Raw genomic sequence first — 18,752 nt, 5'->3', positions numbered from 1 at the left:
CGCACCGCTTGCGTGCGGGCGGGGTCCTCGCTAACTATGCCCACTTCATCGGACGGAGTGTAAGCGGTGCGGTACGTCAGCACGCGGGGCGCGGCCCCGGTCTTGGGTTTCGAGGACGTCCTTCTTGCCGGGCTGGCGCGCGACGGCGGCCTCTATGTGCCGGAGACTTGGCCGCAGTTCACGGCCGACGACATCCGCGCCATGCGCGGGCTGCCCTACAGCGAGATCGCCGTCCGGGTGATGCTGCCCTTCCTGGGCGGCTCCATCGCCGAGGACGAGTTCCGCGCCATCGTCCGTGACGCCTATGCCAGTTTCGACCATGCCGCGGTGACCCCGCTGGTGCAGGTCGACCCGACCACCTGGGTGCTGGAGCTGTTCCACGGGCCGACGCTTGCCTTCAAGGACGTGGCGCTGCAGCTGCTCGGCCGCCTGTTCGACCATGTGCTGGCCAAGCGCGGGGAGCGGGTGACCATCGTCGGCGCCACCTCCGGCGACACCGGTTCGGCCGCCATCGAGGCCTGCCGCGACCGCCAGAACGTCGACATCTTCATCCTGCATCCCAAGGGCCGCACGTCCGAGGTGCAGCGCCGGCAGATGACCAGTGTGCTGTCGTCCAACGTCCACAACATCGCGCTGGACGGCACCTTCGACGATTGCCAGGACCTCGTGAAGGCGATGTTCAACGACGGCGCCTTCCGCGACCGGATGGGGCTGTCGGCGGTGAACTCGATCAACTGGGCCCGCATCATGGCCCAGATCGTCTATTACTTCACTGCTGCCGTTGCGCTGGGCGTCCCGGACCGCAAGATCGCCTTCACCGTGCCGACCGGCAATTTCGGCAATGTCTATGCCGCTTATGGCGCCCGCTCCATGGGGCTGCCGATCGAGACGCTGGTGGTGGGATCCAACAGCAACGACATCCTGGCGCGCTTTTTCGCCAGTGGGAGCATGGTCGCGGCGCCTGTCGTGCCTACCTTGTCTCCCAGCATGGACATCCAGATCTCTTCCAACTTCGAGCGGCTGCTGTTCGACCTGCTCGACCGCGACGGCACCACGGTGACGGCGGCGCTGAACCGCTTCCGCACCGAGGGCAGGTTCGCGGTGACCGACGCGCAGCTCGCCCGCGCGCTGGCCATTTTCTCCGGCCACCGGGTGGACGAGGCCGCCACCATGGAGACCATCGCCGAGGTGTGGAAGGACAGCCTCTATCTGCTCGACCCGCACACGGCGGTCGGCATCGGGGCGGCCAAGGCGGCGGTTTCCGCCGGCCGGGCCGATCCGACCGTTCCCATGGTGGTTCTCGCCACCGCCCATCCCGCCAAGTTCCCCGACGCGGTGGAAAAGGCGACCGGCCGCCGGCCGGACCTGCCGCCGCGCCTGTCCGATCTTTATGTGCGCGAGGAGCGCCTGTCCGACCTGCCGAACGATCTGGCGGCGGTCCAGGACTTCGTCACCAAGCGCGCCCGCGCCGCCCAGGAGGCCGCATGAGTTCCATTCGTGTGACGACGTTGCCCAACGGGCTTCGCGTCGCGACCGACACCATGCCCGACGTGCAGTCCGTTTCGCTCGGCTGCTGGGTCGGGGTGGGCACCCGCAACGAGGCGGCGAGCGTCAATGGCGTCGCCCACCTCGTCGAGCATATGCTGTTCAAGGGCACCCGGCGCCGTTCGGCCTTCCGCATCTCCGAGGAGATCGAGAATGTCGGCGGCCAGCTGAACGCCTACACCACCCGCGAGCAGACCGCCTATTACGCCAAGGTCCTGCACGAGGATGCGCCGCTGGCGCTCGACATCCTCTCCGACATGATCCAGCACTCCACGCTGGACGCCGAGGAGCTGGTGCGCGAGCGCACGGTGGTGTTGCAGGAGATCGGCCAGAGCGCCGACACGCCCGACGACATCATCTTCGATCATTTCCAGTCCACCGCCTATCCGGGGCAGGCCATCGGCCGTCCGGTGCTGGGCTCGGCGGAGATCGTCGGCGCATTGCCGCGCGAGGCGCTGGTCGACTACATCGCCGGCCATTACGGTGCCCCCGGCATGGTGCTGAGCGCCGCCGGCCGGATCGAGCATGACCGGATGGTCGACCTCGCCATGAAGGCCTTCGGCGACCTGCCGAGCGGCGCACCGCCCAAGCCGGAGACCGCCCGCTACACCGGCGGCGATTTCCGCGAGGACCGTGACCTGGAGCAGATGCACCTCGTGCTCGGCTTCGACGGGGTGGGGGTGCACGACCCCGACTTCTACGCCCACTCGGTGCTCTCCACCCTGCTCGGCGGCGGCATGTCGTCCCGCCTGTTCCAGGAGGTGCGGGAGAAGCGCGGGCTGGTCTATTCCATCTACACCTTCACCGGCGGCTATCATGACGGCGGCCTGTTCGGCGTCTATGCCGGCACCGGCGAGGACGAGGTGGCGGAGCTGGTTCCCGTCGTCTGCGACGAGATCGCCAAGGTCGGCGCCGACGTCACCGAGGACGAGGTCGCCCGCGCCCGCGCCCAGCTGAAGGCAGGCACGCTGATGGCGCTGGAAAGCACCATGTCGCGCTGCGAGCAGCTGGGCCAGCAGGTCCTGATCTACGACCGCCCGGTTCCGGTCGAAGAGATCGTGGCGAAGATCGACGGCGTCGACCGCGAGTCCGTGGTCAAGGCGGCGTCCCGCCTGCGCGCCAGCCGTCCGACCGTGGCCGCTCTCGGCCCCATCGCCAAGCTGGAAAGCTACGACCGCATCGCGGAGCGCCTCGCCTGACGATGAAGACGGTGGCGGTCCCCACTTCCCACCCGCACTCGTCCCCCTCTCCCCCCCGGGGAGAGGGGCGGGGTGAGGGGGTTGCACTGCGTGGATGGACCGGGATGCGGATCCCTCTTCTCCTGAGCGAAGGCGGGAGAGGAAGGGTGGTCACTCAATGATCCGCCTTCTCGGCAGCGGCCTCATCAGTCCTCCCGCGATCCGGCTCGACGGATCGCATTGCTACATCCGGCCGCCTTTGCCCCGCGACTGGCGGGAATGGGCCGATCTTCGGGCCGCCTCGCGCGGCTTCCTGACGCCCTGGGAGCCCACCTGGCCGGCCGATGCCCTGACGCGCACCGCCTTCGCCCGGCGGCTGCGGCGGCAGGCGCAGGAGTGGCGGGACGATCTCGGCTACAGCTTCCTGATCTTCGACCGGGCGACCGACGCGCTGGTCGGCGGGCTCGGCCTCACCAACATCCGCCGCGGCGTGGCGCAGATGGGGACGCTCGGCTACTGGGCCGGACAGCCCTACGCCCGCAACGGCTATGTCTCCGGCGGCACCCGGCTGGCCCTGGAGTTCGCCTTCGGCCAGCTCGGCCTGCACCGGGTCGAGGCCGCCTGCCTGCCGACCAACCTGCCGAGCCGCGGTTTGCTGGAAAAGGTCGGCTTTTTCCACGAAGGCTATGCCCGTGGTTACCTGCGCATCGACGGCGCATGGCGTGATCATGTCCTCTACGCCATCCTGCGGGAGGAGTGGCAGGCCTAGACCAGGCCCATAGCCGCTCCATCCCGCCTGGAAACGCTTACCTGACAGCGCTCACTTCGGCGGCTGGTTGTTGCCGTGCTGGTCCTGCTGCTGCTCGGCCTGCTTCTTGGCGGCCTCATCCTTCTTCTTGGCTTCGTGATGGCCGACCGCGCAGCCGAGCGCGGCGCCCGCCACCCCATGGCCCGACCCGACCATATGGCCGGCGACGCCGCCGACGGCGGCACCCTTCACGCATCCCTTCGCCTCGGCCGGGTGGGGCAGGGCGGCGATGCCGCCGGCCAGCACCGCGACCGACAAGGCGGCAAAGACAGTCTTCATCATGGCTGGTTCCTCATGTCGACAAGAGCGTCGATGGAAGGAAAACAGCCAGCCGCGCGGCGGGGTTCCGCTCAGCGCTGGTCCAGCTTGATCTCGATGCGGCGATTCTTCGCCAGCGCCTCGTCCGAGGTGCCGGGGTCGATGGGCTGGAACTCGCCGAAGGCGGCGGCCGCCAGCCGCTCCGCCGGGATGCCCTGGTCGATCAGGAACTTGACCACCGACAGTGCGCGGGCCGAGGACAGTTCCCAGTTGGAGGCGAACTGGAAGCGCACCGGCTTGATATCGGTGTGGCCGTCCACCCGAAGGACCCAGTTGATGTCGGAGGGAATAGCCTTGCCAATCTCGATCAGGGTGCGGGCGAGGTCGGCCAATCGCTGCTTGCCGGCCTCCTCCAGCGTCGCGGATCCGGACGGGAACAGCAGTTCCGACTGGAAGACGAAGCGGTCGCCGACGATCCGCACGTCCGGCCGGCTGCCCAGCGCCTCGCGGACGCGGCCGAAGAACTCCGACTTGTAGCGGGCGAGGTCCTGGACCTTGGCGGCGAGCGCCTGATTGAGCCGGGCCCCCAGTTCGGCGATCTGCACCTTCTGCTCCGCCGACGCCTTCTCCGACGTCTCCAGCGCCGCACCGATGCGGGCGAGCTGGTCGCGGAGCGCCAGCAGCTGCTGGTTCAGCAGGTCGATCTGCTGCTTGCTCTTGGTGCCCTCCGCCTGCTCGCCGGTCAGGGAGGCCATCAGGTCGCGGATGCGCAGGTCGCGCTGCTCCAGATCCTTCTGGGCCTGGGTGCGGCTGCCGGCCAGCTGCGACTCCAACCCTTTCAGGCGGATGTCGCGCTGGTCGATCTCCTTCTGCGCCAGCATCGTCTTCTCAGTGGCCGACGCCAGCTCCGATTCCAGGGCCTTGGCCCGGTCGCGGGTGGTGCCGAGTTCGGCCAGCAGGGCCTGGCGCTGCTGTTCGGTCAGCTTGGTGGCGGCCATGGCGGCGGCCAGCTCACCTTCCAGCTTCTGCCGGGCGTCGCGCAGGGCCTTGATGTCGGCCTGGAGGCTGAGGATCTCCTTCAGCTTGAGGTCCAGCGATTCGCGGTCGACGCGGACATTGCGCTGAAGTTCCTCCAGCGTGCGGGCGGTGCGGTCGCGGTCCTCCTGAACCTGGCTCAGCTTCAAGGTCATGTCGTCGCGGGTGGTGACGGAGGTCTGCAACTCGGTCGACAGCTGGGTGATGTTGACGCGCAGGTCGGCGTTGGCGTCACGCTCCATCGCCAGCAGGTCGTTCATCTCCGCGATCTTGTGATTGAGGGCGGTCAGCTGCTCGTCGCGGCCGGTCAGGGCGGTGGCGAGGTAGAACTGCGCCACGACGAAGACCATCAGCAGGAAGATGACGACCATCACCAGCGACGACAGGGCGTCGACCCAGCCGGGCCAAGCGCTGGCGTCGCGGTGGCCGTTGCGGCGGCTGATGCTGGCCATGGATGCTCCCGGCGTTGGCCTGTGACGGTCTGGGTATCAGCGCGGCTGCTGGTCGGCTTCTTCGGCGAGTGCGGCGATGGTGCGGGCCAGCAGCTTGATCTCGCTGCGGATCTCCTGCACCGCCTGGACCCGTCCGTTGGAGGATTCCTCGACGATGCGGGCGAGATAGATGTCCATGTTGCGGAGATGCTGGCGCGAGGCGTCGTCGAAGCCGGCGCCGGAATTCTCCGCCAGCCGGTCGAGCAGACCCCTCACCTCCAGCTGATTCTCGCCAAGGCGCAGGAGAAGCTGCTGTTCGGCCCGCATATGGTCGGTCAGGCTCGACAGACGCTCGGTCAGCGCCATCAAATTGGCGTTGGCGGCGCGCCGGCCCTCTTCGGCGGTGGCGACGGTGCGCTGGAGCGAATCGAGGTTCTCGGCGGTCTGCTCCAGCAGGGCGGTCAGATAGGCCGACGCGGCATGGTCGCCCGACTCGAGCCCGCCGGCGGCCCCGCTCGACAGGCGGGTGGCGCTGGACAGCCAGTCCTCCAGATCCTGGAAGAAGCGGTTGTGGGCCTGGCTGGCCTGGAGTTCGAGGAAGCCCAGCACCAGCGATCCGGCCAGACCGAACAGCGAGGAGGAGAAGGCGGTGCCCATGCCGACCAGCGGCGCTTCCAGCCCCTGTTGCAGCCGGGAGAACATGCTGCCGACGTCGCCGCCCTGCACCGACAGGCTGCCGATGACGCCGCCCACCGACTGCACGGTGTGCAGCAGGCCCCAGAAGGTGCCGAGCAGGCCGAGGAAGATCAGCAGGCCGATCAGATAGCGCGACAGCTCCCGCGATTCGTCGAGGCGCGAGGCGATGCCGTCCAGCATCGAGCGCATCGACAGCGCCGACAGGGTCAGCCGGCCGCGCCGCTCGCCCAGCATGCGCGCCATCGGCGCCAGCAGAACCGGCTCCTGAAGGGAGGCGGGGGCGACGCCGCTCTGGTACTGCTCCAGCCACGCCACTTCGGGACGGAGCATCAGAACCTGCCGGAAGATGAAGGCGATGCCGGCGAGCAAGGTCGCCAGGATGACGCCGTTCAGCGGGGCGTTGTTGAGGAAGGCCGAGCGCAAGGCGGGGAACAGCAGGCCGGTCACCGCGCAGACCACGACCAGGAACAGGATCATCCGGGTCAGGAACCGCTCCGGGCGTGTCATGAGGGCGGATACCTCCTGCGGTCGGGTCGTCGGGATTATGGCGGTCATGATGCTCCGAAGGGGTGTTCCGATCAGACCTCGCGCACGGTGTGGGCGCTACTCGTTCAGAAATACGGCGTCGATGCGGTCGGGAACCCCACCGCCCTCGTCCAGGCCCAGCGCACGGACATCGACGCGGGTGCTGCGGATCCCGAAAGCGGTCAGCCGCTCGCGGAATGCCAGCGCCCGGGCCAGCGCCCGCTGCCGTGCCTCGCGCGCCGTATCCGGCGTGCCGCTGGCGTAGGAGCGAAGCTGGAGCCTCGCGGTGTCGCTGGCGCGCAACCGCTCGACGATCCGGTCGACCACGGCGTCCGCCGCATCCGGCAGATTGGTGGCATCGGCCGGGAACACAAGGCTCAAAACGCTCGAAGGTGGCAGGCTAGCCGCCGGAGGTGCCGCCTCCGGGGGAGGGGGTAGTGCGGCCGTGTCGGTCCGCGGCGCGGCCGGAGCCGGCGTGACGGGCGCCGGAGCGGCGGGCGTCCCCTGGGCTGCGGGCTGCTGCGGCTGGGCGGGAACGGCGGCCGGAGGCTGGTTGCGGGCGGTGGTCGACCGCGGAGCCGGCTGGGCCGGGCCTTCGGTCAAGGACGGCGGCGGCGGCGCTTCGAGCGGCTGCGGCAGGGTGAGGCGCGGCGGCGCCTTGACCGGCGGCGGGGTGCGCAGGCTGGGGCGCGGCGGGACCGACAGGGGGACCGCATTCTCCAGCGTCAGGCCGGCGGGCGTCGCGGCAGGAGTCGCCGCGGCGTTGCTGGCCGGGGCAGCCGCCGACAGGGCAGCCGGAGAGAGCGTCCAGACCGCGCACAGAGCGGCGGCGGCAAGGTGCTTGCGGTCGGCGTGTCCCCAGCGGCGCAAAACGATGTGTCCCGTTAAACCTTTGTCCCGCAAACCATAGCCTATCGATCGCTCCAGCCACAACCGCTCATCCGCCGTCTCCGTTCGGGAAGGCGGCGGACGGGCGGGGCGGAGGTCAGCCCTTGGCGGACTTCAACAGGCGGGAAACCGGAACCTGGAGGTGGCTGTTGGCCGCCAGGACGTTGCCGGTGAAGACCGGGTTGCGGCCGCCCTCGATCTCGCCGACGAAACCGCCGGCCTCGGTGACCATCAGCACGCCGGCCGCGCAGTCCCAGGGAGCCAGCCCGCGTTCCCAATAGGCGTCGAATCGGCCGGCGGCGGTGTAGGCGAGGTCGAGCGAGGCGGCGCCGAAGCGGCGGATGCCCGCAACCTCCTTCATCACCGCTTCCTGTTCCTTCAGGAAGGTGGCGTGGTCGCCGCGGCCCTTGAACGGGATGCCGGTGGCGATGACGCAATCCTCCAGCCGGCGGCGCTCTGACACGCGCAGGCGGGTGTGGTTGACGTACGCGCCGACGCCCTTTTCGGCCCAGAACAGCTGGTCGCCGATGGGAGCGTAGATCACGCCGGCGACGATCTCGCCGTTGCGCTCGGCACCGATGGAGATCGCCCAGTGCGGCAGGCCGTGCAGGAAGTTGGTGGTGCCGTCGAGCGGATCGACGATCCAGCGCGCCTCGGCATCGCTGCCCTTGGACGCGCCGCTCTCCTCCATCAGGAAGCCGAATTCGGGCCGCGCCTTCTGCAATTCCTCGCGCAGGGTGCGTTCGGCCTTCAGGTCGGCGGCGGACACGAAGTCCGCGGGTCCCTTGCGCGACACCTGGAGGTGTTCGACCTCGCCGAAGTCGCGGACGAGACCCCGGGCGGCCTTTTCGGCGGCGCGGACCATGACGTTGATGAGAGCGGAGCGGGTGGCCATGGGTGTTGGTGTACCGTTTCGTGCAGCAGGAACCAGAAAACAATACACCGGCCTCCGCGCATGGCGAAGACCGGTGATGGCAGGACGGACCTTGGAAAGGATCAGTCCTTGGCGCGCTCGACGTATTCGCCGCTGGCGGTGTCGACGACGACGCGGGTCCCGGCCTCGATGTGCGGCGGAACCAGGATCGACACCCCGTTCTCCAGCTTGGCCGGCTTGTAGGACGAAGAGGCCGTCTGGCCCTTCACCACCGGGTCGGACTCGGTGATCAGCAGCGTCACCTTGCCGGGGATCTCGACGCCCAGCGGCGAGCCTTCGTGGCTCTGCACGGTGACTTCCATGCCGTCCTGGAGGAAGACGGCCGGTTCGCCGATGATGTCGCGCGGGATGGCGACCTGCTCGAAGCTTTCCTTGTCCATGAAGGTGAAGCTGTCACCTTCGGCGAAGAGGAAGGTCATCTCATGCTCGTCCAGGCGAGCGCGCTCAACGGTCTCCTGGGTGCGGAACCGCTCGATCGACTTGTTGCCGGTGCGAACGTCCTTCATTTCCAGCTGGATGAAGGCGCCGCCCTTGCCAGGCTGCACGATGGCGGTTTTGGTGATGACCCAGAGCTTACCGTTGTGCTCCAGCACATGGCCGGGGCGCATCGTGTTGGCATTGACCTTCATGGCTTACTCATGACTTCCAGAAATATGGGCGGCGCGGACCCTACCAGCTTGACCGCCTGTAGGCAACGGCGCGGAACGATGACGGCGCGCAATCCGGCCGATTGACAGGCGATTCTTCGCCAAACCGGCCCGCCGGGTTTAGAACGGCTCCAGCAATGGGACGTTTGGAACGTTTGAAACGCTTTTCCCGGCCCTGTTCAGTGTTCCAGCCGTGCCGCCCCGGCGGTTCGGTGGCGATGGGCGGAGTTTATCACAGGCCGCGGCTGTGACCAATCCCAAGCCGGCTTGAGTACGCCGGCCGTCGATGCTCTGATGCGGCCGTACCCCTTTCGACCGTCCATCAAGAGCGCGCCGACATGTCCGCCCCCCTCCGATCCGCCGAACTTCCCCCCTGGCATCCCGAGGCGCTTGCCCGCCGCCGGCCCTATCTGGCGGCGCGCGGCCGGGTGCTGAACGCCGTCCGCCGCGTGTTCGAGGAGCTGGCCTTCATCGAGGTCGACACGCCGGCCCTTCAGGTGTCGCCGGGGATGGAGCCGCATCTCCAGGCCTTCGCCACCGAACTGCGGGGACCGCACCCCGACGACAGCCGGCGGCTCTACCTGCACACCAGCCCGGAATTCGCCATGAAGAAGCTGCTGGTGGCGGGCGTGCCGCGGCTGTGGCAGCTGGCCCATGTCTACCGCAACGGCGAGCGGTCGGGGACCCATGCGCCGGAATTCTCGATGCTGGAATGGTACCGCGCGGGCGAGGGCTACCGCACGCTGATCGACGATTGCCGGGACCTGCTGTGCGCCGGGGCCGAGGCCGGCGGGCGGCGGAGCTTCGGCTTCCGCGGCATGACCTGCGATCCCTTCGCGCCCTGGCGAATCCTGACCGTGCCCGAGGCGTTTCACGACTATGCCGGCATCGACCTGATGGCGACCTACGACGGCAGCCACGATCCCGACCCGGCGGCGCTGGCGGCGGAGGCGGCGCGCATCGGCATCGCGCCCCATCACGGCGACCGCTGGGAGGACATCGTCTTCCGCATCATGTTCGACCGGATCGAGCCGCATCTGGGCGAAGGCGTGCCCTGCGTGCTGACCGACTATCCGCTGTGCATGGCGGCGCTGTCGCGGCCGAAGCCGGAGGACCCGCGGCTGGCGGAGCGCTTCGAGCTGTATGCCTGCGGGCTGGAACTGGCGAACGCCTTCGGCGAGCTGACCGACCCGGCGGTGCAGCGCGCCCGCTTCGAGGCCGACATGGCGCTGAAGGAGCGGCTCTATGGCGAGCGCTTCCCGGTGGACGAGGATTTCCTGGCGGCGCTGGAGCATGGCATGCCAGAGAGCAGCGGGATCGCCATGGGCTTCGACCGGCTGGCGATGCTGTGCAGCGGCGCCGAGAGCATCGAACAGGTGCTGTGGCTGCCGGTCGCCGGGGTGTGACATGACAAAGCCCCTCTCCGGTGACAGGAGAGGGGCTTTGTTGGCGAGCGGGAAGAGCGAACGGGAGTCGGGGACGCTTAGAAGGTGAACTTCGCCTGCAGACCGATCAGGTCGATGCTGCTCTTGTAGTCCGCATTCAGGTTGCCGCGGCCGGCTTCGGGGCCGGTCAGGTCGTCGGTGAGGGCGACCGAGGTCTTCGGAATGAAGACATGCGAATAGGCGGCGTCGACGCGCAGATTGTCGGTGACCTGATAGCCGGCACCGGCCGACAGCCAGTAGCGGTTCTGTTCCGGAATGCGCGGCGTGCGGTACTCGACGTCGACCGAACCCTGGTCGAAGGCGACGCCGGCGCGCAGCGTCAGCTTGTCGGTCACCTTGTAGGAGGTACCGAGCGCGTAATACCAGGTGTCCTTCCAGTGCTCCTCCGTAACGGAGTTGAGCGCCGGATTGGCGATGTTGACACGCAGTTCGCGGAAGCGCGACCAGTTGGTCCACTGCACGTCCGCCATCACCGCCCAGCGGTCGTTGACCTCGTGGTACAGGCCGATGGAGGCGATGTCCGGCGTGGTCAGGTCGGCGCTGGCGCTCTGGGCGGGCAGGGCACCGGCCAGCGGCGCCGGCAGGCCGGTGAAGGAGATGCTGCCGGTCAGCGTGTGCTTGACCGCCGAGCGGTAGGCGAGGCCGACGCGGGTGCCCTTCACCGGCTCGATCAGGGCGCCGAGCGTGAAGCCCCAGCCCCAGTCGTCGCCGGTCACGTCGCTCTTCACGTCGAGCGAACCGGGACGGCCGAGGCGGCTGGCGCCGAAGTCGGACGACTGCGACAGCTTGGCCTTCGCATACTGGATCTGGACGCCGCCGCCCAGCGTGATCATCGGGTTGATGCGGTAGGACACCGACGGCGCGAAATTGTAGGTGCGCAGGTCGGAACGGATGCCGTGATAGCGGCCGATCCAGCTGTCGCCGTAATCGGTCACCAGACCCCAGGGGCCGTTGGCCGAGATGCCGACCTTCAGATCGTCATCGATCGAATAGACGAAGTAGCCGGCGGGGACCAGCGCATCCTGGGCGATGTCGCCGGGCGAGGCGTTGCCGCTGATCGAGGTGCCGCCCAGCCGCCGGGCGCGGTTGGCGCTGGCGCTGTCGACCTTCGACTTCACGATGACGCCGGTGGCGGTCTGCACCGCCTCGATCCCGGTCACCAGCCCCATGGTCGCCGGGTTGTAGAACATCGAGCTGGCGTCGCCGTTGCCGCCGGCGGTCACGCCGGCATAGGCCGTGCCCTGACCCGATACGCTCTGCTCCTTCAACGCAAAACCGGCGGCGAAGGCCGTGGAGGCGGTCGCCGCGGTGACCGCAATGGCGGCGGCGGCGGTCATCAGGCGTGTCTTGAGCGTCATCGGAGACATCGTTCCTTCCCCAAATTGTGTTATTGACGCAATGATACACGAACTGACGCTTACGTAAAGGGGCCGCCACCACTTTTTGTTGGCTCAACGAACAGCTTTGCGGAGCCTTGCCGAAATCGGAAGGGGAAAAGACGGAGGCGCATGCGCGAGCGCCGCCGGATGGGGGTTAACCCCTACGGCGGTGTCGGCAGGACGGTCGAATATCGGCGGAGATACGTGGATCCAGGGGCGGCGGAGGCCGCCTGTCAAGCTATGGTCAGGCGATCCAGGCGGCTGCGGCGCTGAACAGTTCGCGCAGGATGTTGTGCTCGTCGGTCCAGACCAGCTTGGCGGTGATGACGATGGAGGCGACCACCAGCATCGGGCGCACGACTCGGGCACCGTTGCGGATCACCATATGGGCGCCGGCCTGGGCGCCGATATATTGCGCGACGCCCATCACCAGCCCGACCGTCCACAGCACATGCCCGCCGGCGATGAAGAACAGCAGCGATGCGAGGTTGCTGGTCAGGTTCAGCACCTTGGTGTGGGCGGTCGCCTTGCGCAGGTTGTAGCCGAGCAGGGAGACGAAGGCGATGGCGAAGAAGGTGCCGGTGCCCGGCCCGAAGAAGCCGTCGTAGAAGCCGATGCCGGTGCCGATGCTGAGCGCGAAGGCATGCTCGCCGATGCGCTGGTGGGCATCCACGTCGCCGGCCTTGGGCGACAGCAGCAGATAGAGGGCGATGCCGATCAGCAGGATCGGGATGACGTCGCGCAGGAAGCTGGGATCGAGCATCTGCACCAGCGTCGCGCCGGCACCGGCGCCGACAAAGGTGCAGAGGATCATCGTCCGCATCGACGCCGGATGGACCTCGCCGCGGCGGACGAACTTGATGGTGGCGGACAGCGATCCGAAGCTGGATTGCAGCTTGCCGGTCGCCAGGGCCTCCGCCGGGGACAGGCCGGCGGCCAGCAGGGCCGGGATGGTCAGCAGGCCGCCGCCGCCGGCAATCGAATCGACGAAGCCGGCCAGCAGGCCGACGGCGAACAGGATGCCCAGCGACTCGGGCGTCAGGAGGTCCATGATTGTGTGGAAACCCGCGTAGATGCACCGCCGGCGGAGCCGGCCTATCCGTAAATCGGCGGAGCCGGCATACTATGATTCGGCGGAGCCTGCATGCTGTGTTTCAGCATGGCCGGTACACACACACCCGGCCGGCCTGTCGATGTCAGCCGGCCGGACCGGCCAGTGCAGCCTCGATGGCGGCGTTCAGCGCCCGGACCCCGGCGCCGGGACCCTGGGGATGGCCCCAGACGGCGTTGACCACGGCCAGGAAATCGGCGCCCGCGGTGACCAGCGGCGCGCAATTCTCGGCGGTGATGCCGCCGATGGCGACGCAGGGGACTTCCATCAGCTCCGACCACCAGCTCAAGAGATCCGGCTCGGCCTTGTATTCGGCCGTCTTGGTGGCGGTGGGGAAGAAGGCGCCGAAGGCGACATAGTCCGCCCCTTCCTCGCCGGCGATCATGGCGAGATGGCGGCTGTCGTGGCAGGTGACGCCGACGATGGCGTCGTTGCCCATTATCTTGCGGGCGTCGCGATAGGGGGTGTCGGTCTGGCCGACATGCACGCCGTCGCAACCGGTTTCCCGCGCAAGGCGGGGATGGTCGTTCAGGATGAAGGCGACCTCACGCTCCTGCGCGACCGGGCGCAGCACGTCGCAGGCGCGGCGGATGTCGTCCTCGGGGCAGTCCTTCAGGCGAAGCTGCACGCAGGCGACGTCGCCCGCATCCAGCGCTTCCGCCAGAATCGGCGCGAACGCCGCCGGCTCCAGGGCCGGCGGCGTCACGAGGTACAGTCGGCAGGCAGGTTCCGCCTGCGTCGGCTTTCCCTTGGCCAAGTGTTACTCCCGGCCCTGGTAGATCTTCATGATCCGGTCGAGCAGCTTGAGGGCGTCCTCGCGCGGGCGCTGGAAGGCGTTGCGGCCGATGATCGAGCCGTTGCCGCCGCCGTCACGGATGGCGCGGGCGTCCTCGAACACCGCGTCCTCGCCCTTGGTGGCGCCGCCGGAGAAGACCACGACGCGGCGGCCGTTGAAGGCGCACTGCATGATGTGCTTCACCCGCTCCGCCTGGGTGGCGATGGGGATGTTCTTCGACTCGTAGATCTTCTTGGCTTCCGGCTGCTCCAGCGTGGCCGACGGCAGCTTCACCTTGATGATGTGGGCGCCCAGCAGAGCGGCCATGTGGGCGGCATAGCCGATCACGTCGATGGCCAGTTCGCCATCCTTGGTGACGGCGCCGCCGCGCGGGTAGGACCACAGCACGGTGGCGAGGCCGTAAGACTTGGCCTCCTTCGACAGCTCGCGGAACTCCTCGTACTGGGAGTACATGGCGTCGGAGCCGGGATAGATGGTGAAGCCGATGGCCGACGCGCCGATGCGCAGGGCGTCCTGGACCGAGGCGGTGACGGCCTGGTCGGCGGCTTCCTTCTGGGTGGACAGCGAGTTGGCGCTGTTCATCTTCAGGATCAGCGGGATCGAACCGGCGAAGGTGCCGGCACCGGCTTCCAGCGAGCCCAGGGGGGCGGCGTAGGCGTTGCAGCCCGCGTCGATGGCCAGCTGATAATGGTAGTGCGGGTCATAGCCGGCATCGTTCGGGCCGAAGCTGCGGGCCGGACCATGCTCGAAGCCCTGGTCGACCGGCAGGATCACCAGCTTGCCCGTACCGCCGAGCTTGCCTTCCATCAGGATGCGGGCGAGATTCGCCTTGGTGCCGGGATTGTCGCTCTCGTAGTTGGCGAGAATGTCTTTGACGCGGCGCGTGAGCTTCATTGTGGCTCTTCCCCTGGGCATTCTTGGAATGGCGCCGTCTTAGCCCGGATTGGCCCGTTTTGCAACGGCGGGAGGGGCATAAAGCGGCCATTTGCCACGCCTGAACGGCCTAGGGCCTGCGGTCGGGCAGGACCCTTGCGGAGGGCATGAGCCCGTCCGAAGGGGTTAGGGCAGAAGGGATCCCGCCAGCGTGTAGAGCCCGTATCCGGCCCCGCCGAGCACCGCCCAGGACCCAACGGTCAGCCCGACCCAGACGGCGACCAGCTTGAGGCCGCGCATCTTCTCCGGCCCCGGAGCCGGCCTGTGTCCCATCCGGTCGGAGTGCCGGCCGCCGGCGGCCTGCCCCGGACGGTGGGGTTGCGCAATCGTCTGATCCGGCGTGGTGAGGGAGGTGATGCTCATGGGCGGGTCATCCGGCATCGGAGGGAGGGCGGCGTGTCACAAAAATATCCTAAGGTGACGTTACACCACCTTTGCGCGGAGAGGCTGTGCGAAAAAGCGGTAGGCGGGCCCTATCCTTCGTCCCGCGCCAGCCAGTCACGGCATAGGGCCTCCAGCCTTTCGGCGCGGTCGGTCCCCCGACCTTCGGCGGCGAGATCGAGCAGCGGCGGGCATCGGGTCAACAGGGTGGCGCCACGGGCCGCGGCGATTGCCGCGAGGCGCTCCGCCGCCAGCGGATGGCCGGTGAACAGCAGGGCGGGCACGCCGGCCGCCAGCGCCCCCTGCGCCTCCCCGGCGCGGTCGCCGCAATCGAGCAGGCCGGTCGATGCCAGTCCGGGGTGGGTGCGGCGCACCCGCTCCAGCACGCCGAGCAGCCAGAGCGCTCCCCCCGCCGGCGGCGCCATCAGCGTCAACGCCGTGCCGGCCGACCCGGCCGCCCGCGCCGCCGCCAGCGCGTCGCCGAGGTTGCGGATCAGGATGGGCCGGGCCGGAACCGGCTGGACGGAGGGAGATGCGGTCATGGGGGCGCCAGGGGGAGGTCGGGCGGCCACTGTAGACGGGCCTGCCGGACGGCTCCACACCCCAGCCGCCCCGTCCAGCCGGTTGCGAGAATTGAGGCAGGTCAAACCCTGCGGTCGCCGACCCGGAGTATGGTCAGTCACAGAAGGGCGGGGGCCGGAGCGCCGGCGCCCGTTTCATGGGAATACCTCCCCCGGGAATGCCGCGATGATGGAATACAAGGGTTACAAGGCCCAGATCGACTTCGACAACGAAGCGGGCGTCTTCGTTGGCGAAGTCATCAACACTCACGACGGCATCACCTTTTCCGGTCGGTCTGTGGACGAGCTGCGGGAGTCTTTCCGGCGGGCGGTGGACGATTATCTCGACCTGTCCTGCGATATGGGCGGCGACGGCGAACAGCCCTTCTCCGGCCGTCTCGCCATCCGCATCAACCCGATCCTGCACCGCGCCGTCGCCGACTGCGCCGCGCGGGAGGGCAAGAGCCTGTCCGCCTGGATCGCCGAATGCCTGGGCCGCGCCGCGGGTGTGACAAACGTCAAGACGGGCTGACTTTTCGCAAAATGCGAAGCAGCTTGCTTGCCGCCATTCGCAGGACCGGCGGATTGTCCCGGCGCGCTCTCGCCTTTTCGTGGCAGCGTCAAGGAGCCATCCCGTTTTGCGGGTTGGCATCGTCCTTGCTCCGCCCCCGCTGTAACGAAGGGGGGATAGCCCATGAGCGCACTGAAACTGACCCTGCGGGCGAAGCTGTCGGCCTTGGTCGTGCTGGCTGGCGTCGTGTCCATCGCGATGGCCGTCGCCGCTCTTTGGCTCGACCAGCGGAACATGCTGGACGAGCGCAAGGAGACCTTGCGCTCCGTCGTCCAGACCGCTCACGGATTGGCCGTTGGATACGAAGCCGAAGTCAAGGCGGGACATCTGACGCGCGAACAGGCTTTCGAGCGGTTCAAAGCCAACCTGAACACCATGTTCTACAACGGCAAGGACTACATCTTTGTCCAGAACATGAACTACCAGACGGTCATCCATCCGGTCCGCCCCGACGTCATCGGCAAAGACCAGCGCGACAACAAGGACGCCAACGGCGTTTATTTCGTCCGGTCGTTGGTCGATACCGCACGGACCAAGGGTGATGGGTTCGTTGAGTACATGTATCCAAAGCCCAACGCCGAAGTGCCGCTGCCCAAGCTCAGCTATGTCAAGATGTTCGAGCCCTGGCAATTGCTGATCGGTACCGGCGTCTACATCGACGATCTGGACGCCCGCTTCGCCAGCAGCCTGTGGACCATGGCGGCCATCGTCGGCGGGCTCGCGCTGCCGGTGGTGGGGCTGATCGCGCTGGTCGGCAACTCGATCAGCCGGCGCATCCGCCGCCTGTCCGGTGCCATGCGGGCGCTCGCCGACGGCAACCTGTCCGTCACCGTGCCGGAAACGGAGAGCGGCGACGAACTGGGCGACATGGGCCGTGCGGTCCAGGTGTTCCGGATCAATGCCGAGGCGAGCCGCCGGCTGGAGGCCGAACAGGCCGAAGCCGCCCGCCGGGCCGAGGAGGAGAAGCGCCGGTCGATGGACCGGCTGGCCGCAAAATTCGAGGGGACGGTGGGCGGCATGATCCGCTCCGTCTCCACCACCACCGACGCGCTGGGGCAGAAGGTGCGGGCGATGTCGCAGGCGGCGGAGCAGACCAGCCAGTTGGCCGGCATCGTGGCCAGCGCCAGCGACGATACCGCCGCCAATGTGCAGACCGTCGCCGCCGCGTCGGAGGAACTGACCGGCTCCATCGTCGAGATCGGCCGGCAGGTGTCGGAAGCCAGCCGCGTCGCCGGCGAGGCGGTCGGCATGGCGCAGCAGGCCACCGGCCGCATCGGCAGCTTGGCCGAGGCGGTCGAGCGGATCGGCACCGTGGTCGGGCTGATCAACTCCATCGCCGGCCAGACCAATTTGCTGGCGCTGAACGCGACCATCGAGGCGGCGCGGGCAGGGGAGGCCGGCAAGGGTTTCGCCGTCGTCGCCAGCGAGGTGAAGGCGCTGGCCAACCAGACGGCCAAGGCGACCGACGAGATCGGCGGCCAGATGAGCGGCATCCAGACGGTGACCGGTCAGGCGGTGACGGAAATCCAGAAGGTGGCGGCGGTGATCGAGCGGCTGAGCGGCATCGCCACGGCGATTTCCGCCGCGGTCGAGCAGCAGAACGCCGCAACCGCGGAGATCACCCGCTCGGTCCAGCAGGCTGCCGCCGGCACCGGGGAGGTGTCGAGCAGCATCTCCGGCGTCACCGCCGCGTCCGACGAGAGCGGCCGTACCGCCCGCGAACTGGTCGACGCGCTCGGCAAGCTGACAAGCGAGGCCGCCGGGCTGAACGCGCAGGTCGGCGACTTCTTGGCGACGGTGCGGGCGGCCTGAGGACGGCCTGGGAACGGGTTATCTCAAAGAAAAAAGGCGCCTTCCGTGGGGAAGGCGCCTTTTTCTTGCCGAAGCGAGGCTTACTTGGCGTTCGCCATGGCGACGGCGGTGTCGCTCATGCGGTTGGAGAAGCCCCACTCGTTGTCGTACCAGGTCATGATGCGGACGAAGTTGCCGTCGATGACCTTGGTCTCGTTCAGCGCGAAGATCGAGCTGTGCGGATCGTGGTTGAAGTCGGTAGAGACGAGATCCTCGGTGTAGGCCTCCAGCACGCCCTTCAGCGGGCCGTTGGCGGCGTCGGAGATCGCCTTGGTGATCTCTTCGACCGAGGTGGCGCGCTTGGACGTGAACTTGAAGTCGACGACCGACACGTTCGGGGTCGGAACGCGCATGGCGGTGCCGTCCAGCTTGCCCTTCAGCTCCGGCAGGACCTTGCCGACCGCCTTGGCCGCACCGGTCGAGGTCGGGATCATGTTCAGCGCCGCAGCGCGGGCGCGGTGCAGGTCCTTGTGGTTGGTGTCGACGATCCGCTGGTCACCCGTGTAGGAGTGGATCGTGGTCATGAAGCCCTTTTCGATGCCGACGAGGTTGTTCAGCACGAAGGCCACCGGGGCCAAGCAGTTGGTGGTGCAGGACGCGTTGGAGACGATCCGGTGCTTGGCGGTCAGCTTGTCGTGGTTGACGCCGTAGACGACGGTGATGTCCTCGTCGGTGGCCGGAGCAGAGATCAGCACCTTCTGCGCACCGGCTTCCAGATGCTTGGCGGCGTCGGCGCGCTTGGTGAAGATGCCAGAGCATTCCATGGCGATCTCGATGCCG

19 protein-coding genes are annotated in these 18,752 nt (G+C 68.1%); 6 read left to right on the top strand and 13 right to left on the bottom strand.

The features are described 5' to 3' along the window. The first annotated feature begins 66 nt into the window (after positions 1 to 66). The 3 genes from thrC (at position 67) to TSH64_RS29120 (ending at position 3,492) form a co-directional block, all read left to right on the top strand. The gene (thrC, locus tag TSH64_RS29130; RefSeq protein WP_109450362.1) at positions 67 to 1,488 is read left to right on the top strand and encodes a threonine synthase; all 1,422 of its coding nucleotides are present in this window, start codon (positions 67 to 69) and stop codon (positions 1,486 to 1,488) included. Continuing rightward, the gene (locus tag TSH64_RS29125) at positions 1,485 to 2,744 is read left to right on the top strand and encodes a pitrilysin family protein (RefSeq protein WP_109450360.1); all 1,260 of its coding nucleotides are present in this window, start codon (positions 1,485 to 1,487) and stop codon (positions 2,742 to 2,744) included. The genes thrC and TSH64_RS29125 overlap by 4 nt, the downstream gene beginning before the upstream one ends. Before the next feature lie 157 nt (positions 2,745 to 2,901). After that, positions 2,902 to 3,492, top strand: a complete 591-nt coding sequence (locus tag TSH64_RS29120) for a GNAT family protein (protein WP_109450358.1) — start codon at positions 2,902 to 2,904, stop codon at positions 3,490 to 3,492. A 51-nt stretch (positions 3,493 to 3,543) separates the two neighbouring features. Here TSH64_RS29120 and TSH64_RS29115 read toward each other — a convergent pair whose 3' ends face one another. From TSH64_RS29115 to efp, 6 genes are all read right to left on the bottom strand, one after another. Continuing rightward, a complete protein-coding gene (locus TSH64_RS29115) occupies positions 3,544 to 3,813 on the bottom strand; it encodes a hypothetical protein (protein WP_247873206.1) in 270 nt (89 codons plus the stop codon). A 68-nt stretch (positions 3,814 to 3,881) separates the two neighbouring features. After that, positions 3,882 to 5,276 (bottom strand): peptidoglycan -binding protein, encoded by a 1,395-nt coding sequence (locus tag TSH64_RS29110; RefSeq protein ID WP_109450356.1) that lies wholly within the window; start codon positions 5,274 to 5,276, stop codon positions 3,882 to 3,884. A 36-nt stretch (positions 5,277 to 5,312) separates the two neighbouring features. Continuing rightward, positions 5,313 to 6,506: a flagellar motor protein MotA gene (locus TSH64_RS29105; RefSeq protein WP_109450354.1), complete on the bottom strand. Its 1,194-nt coding sequence runs from the start codon at positions 6,504 to 6,506 to the stop codon at positions 5,313 to 5,315. A gap of 48 nt (positions 6,507 to 6,554) precedes the next feature. Then, positions 6,555 to 7,346 (bottom strand): OmpA family protein, encoded by a 792-nt coding sequence (locus tag TSH64_RS29100; protein ID WP_109450352.1) that lies wholly within the window; start codon positions 7,344 to 7,346, stop codon positions 6,555 to 6,557. A 115-nt stretch (positions 7,347 to 7,461) separates the two neighbouring features. Next, on the bottom strand, positions 7,462 to 8,259 hold the full coding sequence (locus tag TSH64_RS29095) for an inositol monophosphatase family protein (RefSeq protein WP_109450350.1): 798 nt from the start codon (positions 8,257 to 8,259) through the stop codon (positions 7,462 to 7,464). A 101-nt stretch (positions 8,260 to 8,360) separates the two neighbouring features. Beyond that, positions 8,361 to 8,927 (bottom strand): elongation factor P, encoded by a 567-nt coding sequence (gene efp, locus TSH64_RS29090; RefSeq protein WP_109048864.1) that lies wholly within the window; start codon positions 8,925 to 8,927, stop codon positions 8,361 to 8,363. A gap of 356 nt (positions 8,928 to 9,283) precedes the next feature. On the opposite strand from efp, the gene epmA reads away from it, so the two are divergent. Next, entirely contained in the window at positions 9,284 to 10,351 is a 1,068-nt protein-coding gene (epmA, locus tag TSH64_RS29085; RefSeq protein ID WP_109450348.1) for an EF-P lysine aminoacylase EpmA, read from the top strand. A 77-nt stretch (positions 10,352 to 10,428) separates the two neighbouring features. On the opposite strand, the gene TSH64_RS29080 is transcribed toward epmA, so the two are convergent. From TSH64_RS29080 to TSH64_RS29055, 6 genes are all read right to left on the bottom strand, one after another. Next, positions 10,429 to 11,748, bottom strand: a complete 1,320-nt coding sequence (locus TSH64_RS29080; protein WP_247873205.1) for an outer membrane protein transport protein — start codon at positions 11,746 to 11,748, stop codon at positions 10,429 to 10,431. Positions 11,749 to 12,013: 265 nt separating this feature from the next. Next, a complete protein-coding gene (locus TSH64_RS29075) occupies positions 12,014 to 12,820 on the bottom strand; it encodes a TSUP family transporter (protein ID WP_109450346.1) in 807 nt (268 codons plus the stop codon). Positions 12,821 to 12,965: 145 nt separating this feature from the next. Then, positions 12,966 to 13,637, bottom strand: a complete 672-nt coding sequence (thiE, locus tag TSH64_RS29070; RefSeq protein WP_109450345.1) for a thiamine phosphate synthase — start codon at positions 13,635 to 13,637, stop codon at positions 12,966 to 12,968. 3 nt (positions 13,638 to 13,640) lie between these two features. Beyond that, positions 13,641 to 14,570, bottom strand: coding sequence for a class I fructose-bisphosphate aldolase (locus tag TSH64_RS29065; RefSeq protein WP_109450344.1), 930 nt, complete (start codon positions 14,568 to 14,570; stop codon positions 13,641 to 13,643). 165 nt (positions 14,571 to 14,735) lie between these two features. Next, positions 14,736 to 14,972 (bottom strand): hypothetical protein, encoded by a 237-nt coding sequence (locus tag TSH64_RS29060; protein ID WP_247873204.1) that lies wholly within the window; start codon positions 14,970 to 14,972, stop codon positions 14,736 to 14,738. Positions 14,973 to 15,082: 110 nt separating this feature from the next. Next, positions 15,083 to 15,532, bottom strand: a complete 450-nt coding sequence (locus TSH64_RS29055; protein ID WP_109450342.1) for a hypothetical protein — start codon at positions 15,530 to 15,532, stop codon at positions 15,083 to 15,085. A gap of 205 nt (positions 15,533 to 15,737) precedes the next feature. On the opposite strand from TSH64_RS29055, the gene TSH64_RS29050 reads away from it, so the two are divergent. Beyond that, the gene (locus TSH64_RS29050) at positions 15,738 to 16,082 is read left to right on the top strand and encodes a type II toxin-antitoxin system HicB family antitoxin (protein ID WP_109450340.1); all 345 of its coding nucleotides are present in this window, start codon (positions 15,738 to 15,740) and stop codon (positions 16,080 to 16,082) included. A 162-nt stretch (positions 16,083 to 16,244) separates the two neighbouring features. Further along, complete coding sequence (locus tag TSH64_RS29045) at positions 16,245 to 17,933, top strand: cache domain-containing protein (RefSeq protein WP_199237693.1); 1,689 nt, start codon at positions 16,245 to 16,247, stop codon at positions 17,931 to 17,933. An 80-nt stretch (positions 17,934 to 18,013) separates the two neighbouring features. On the opposite strand, the gene TSH64_RS29040 is transcribed toward TSH64_RS29045, so the two are convergent. Next, on the bottom strand, positions 18,014 to 18,752 hold a 739-nt coding region (locus tag TSH64_RS29040; RefSeq protein ID WP_109453129.1), incomplete at its 5' end, for a type I glyceraldehyde-3-phosphate dehydrogenase.

Source organism: Azospirillum sp. TSH64 (assembly GCF_003116035.1).
Lineage (GTDB): Bacteria > Pseudomonadota > Alphaproteobacteria > Azospirillales > Azospirillaceae > Azospirillum.
The sequence above is the reverse complement of the archived record's forward strand: the minus strand, read 5'-3'. Positions and strand labels throughout refer to the sequence as shown.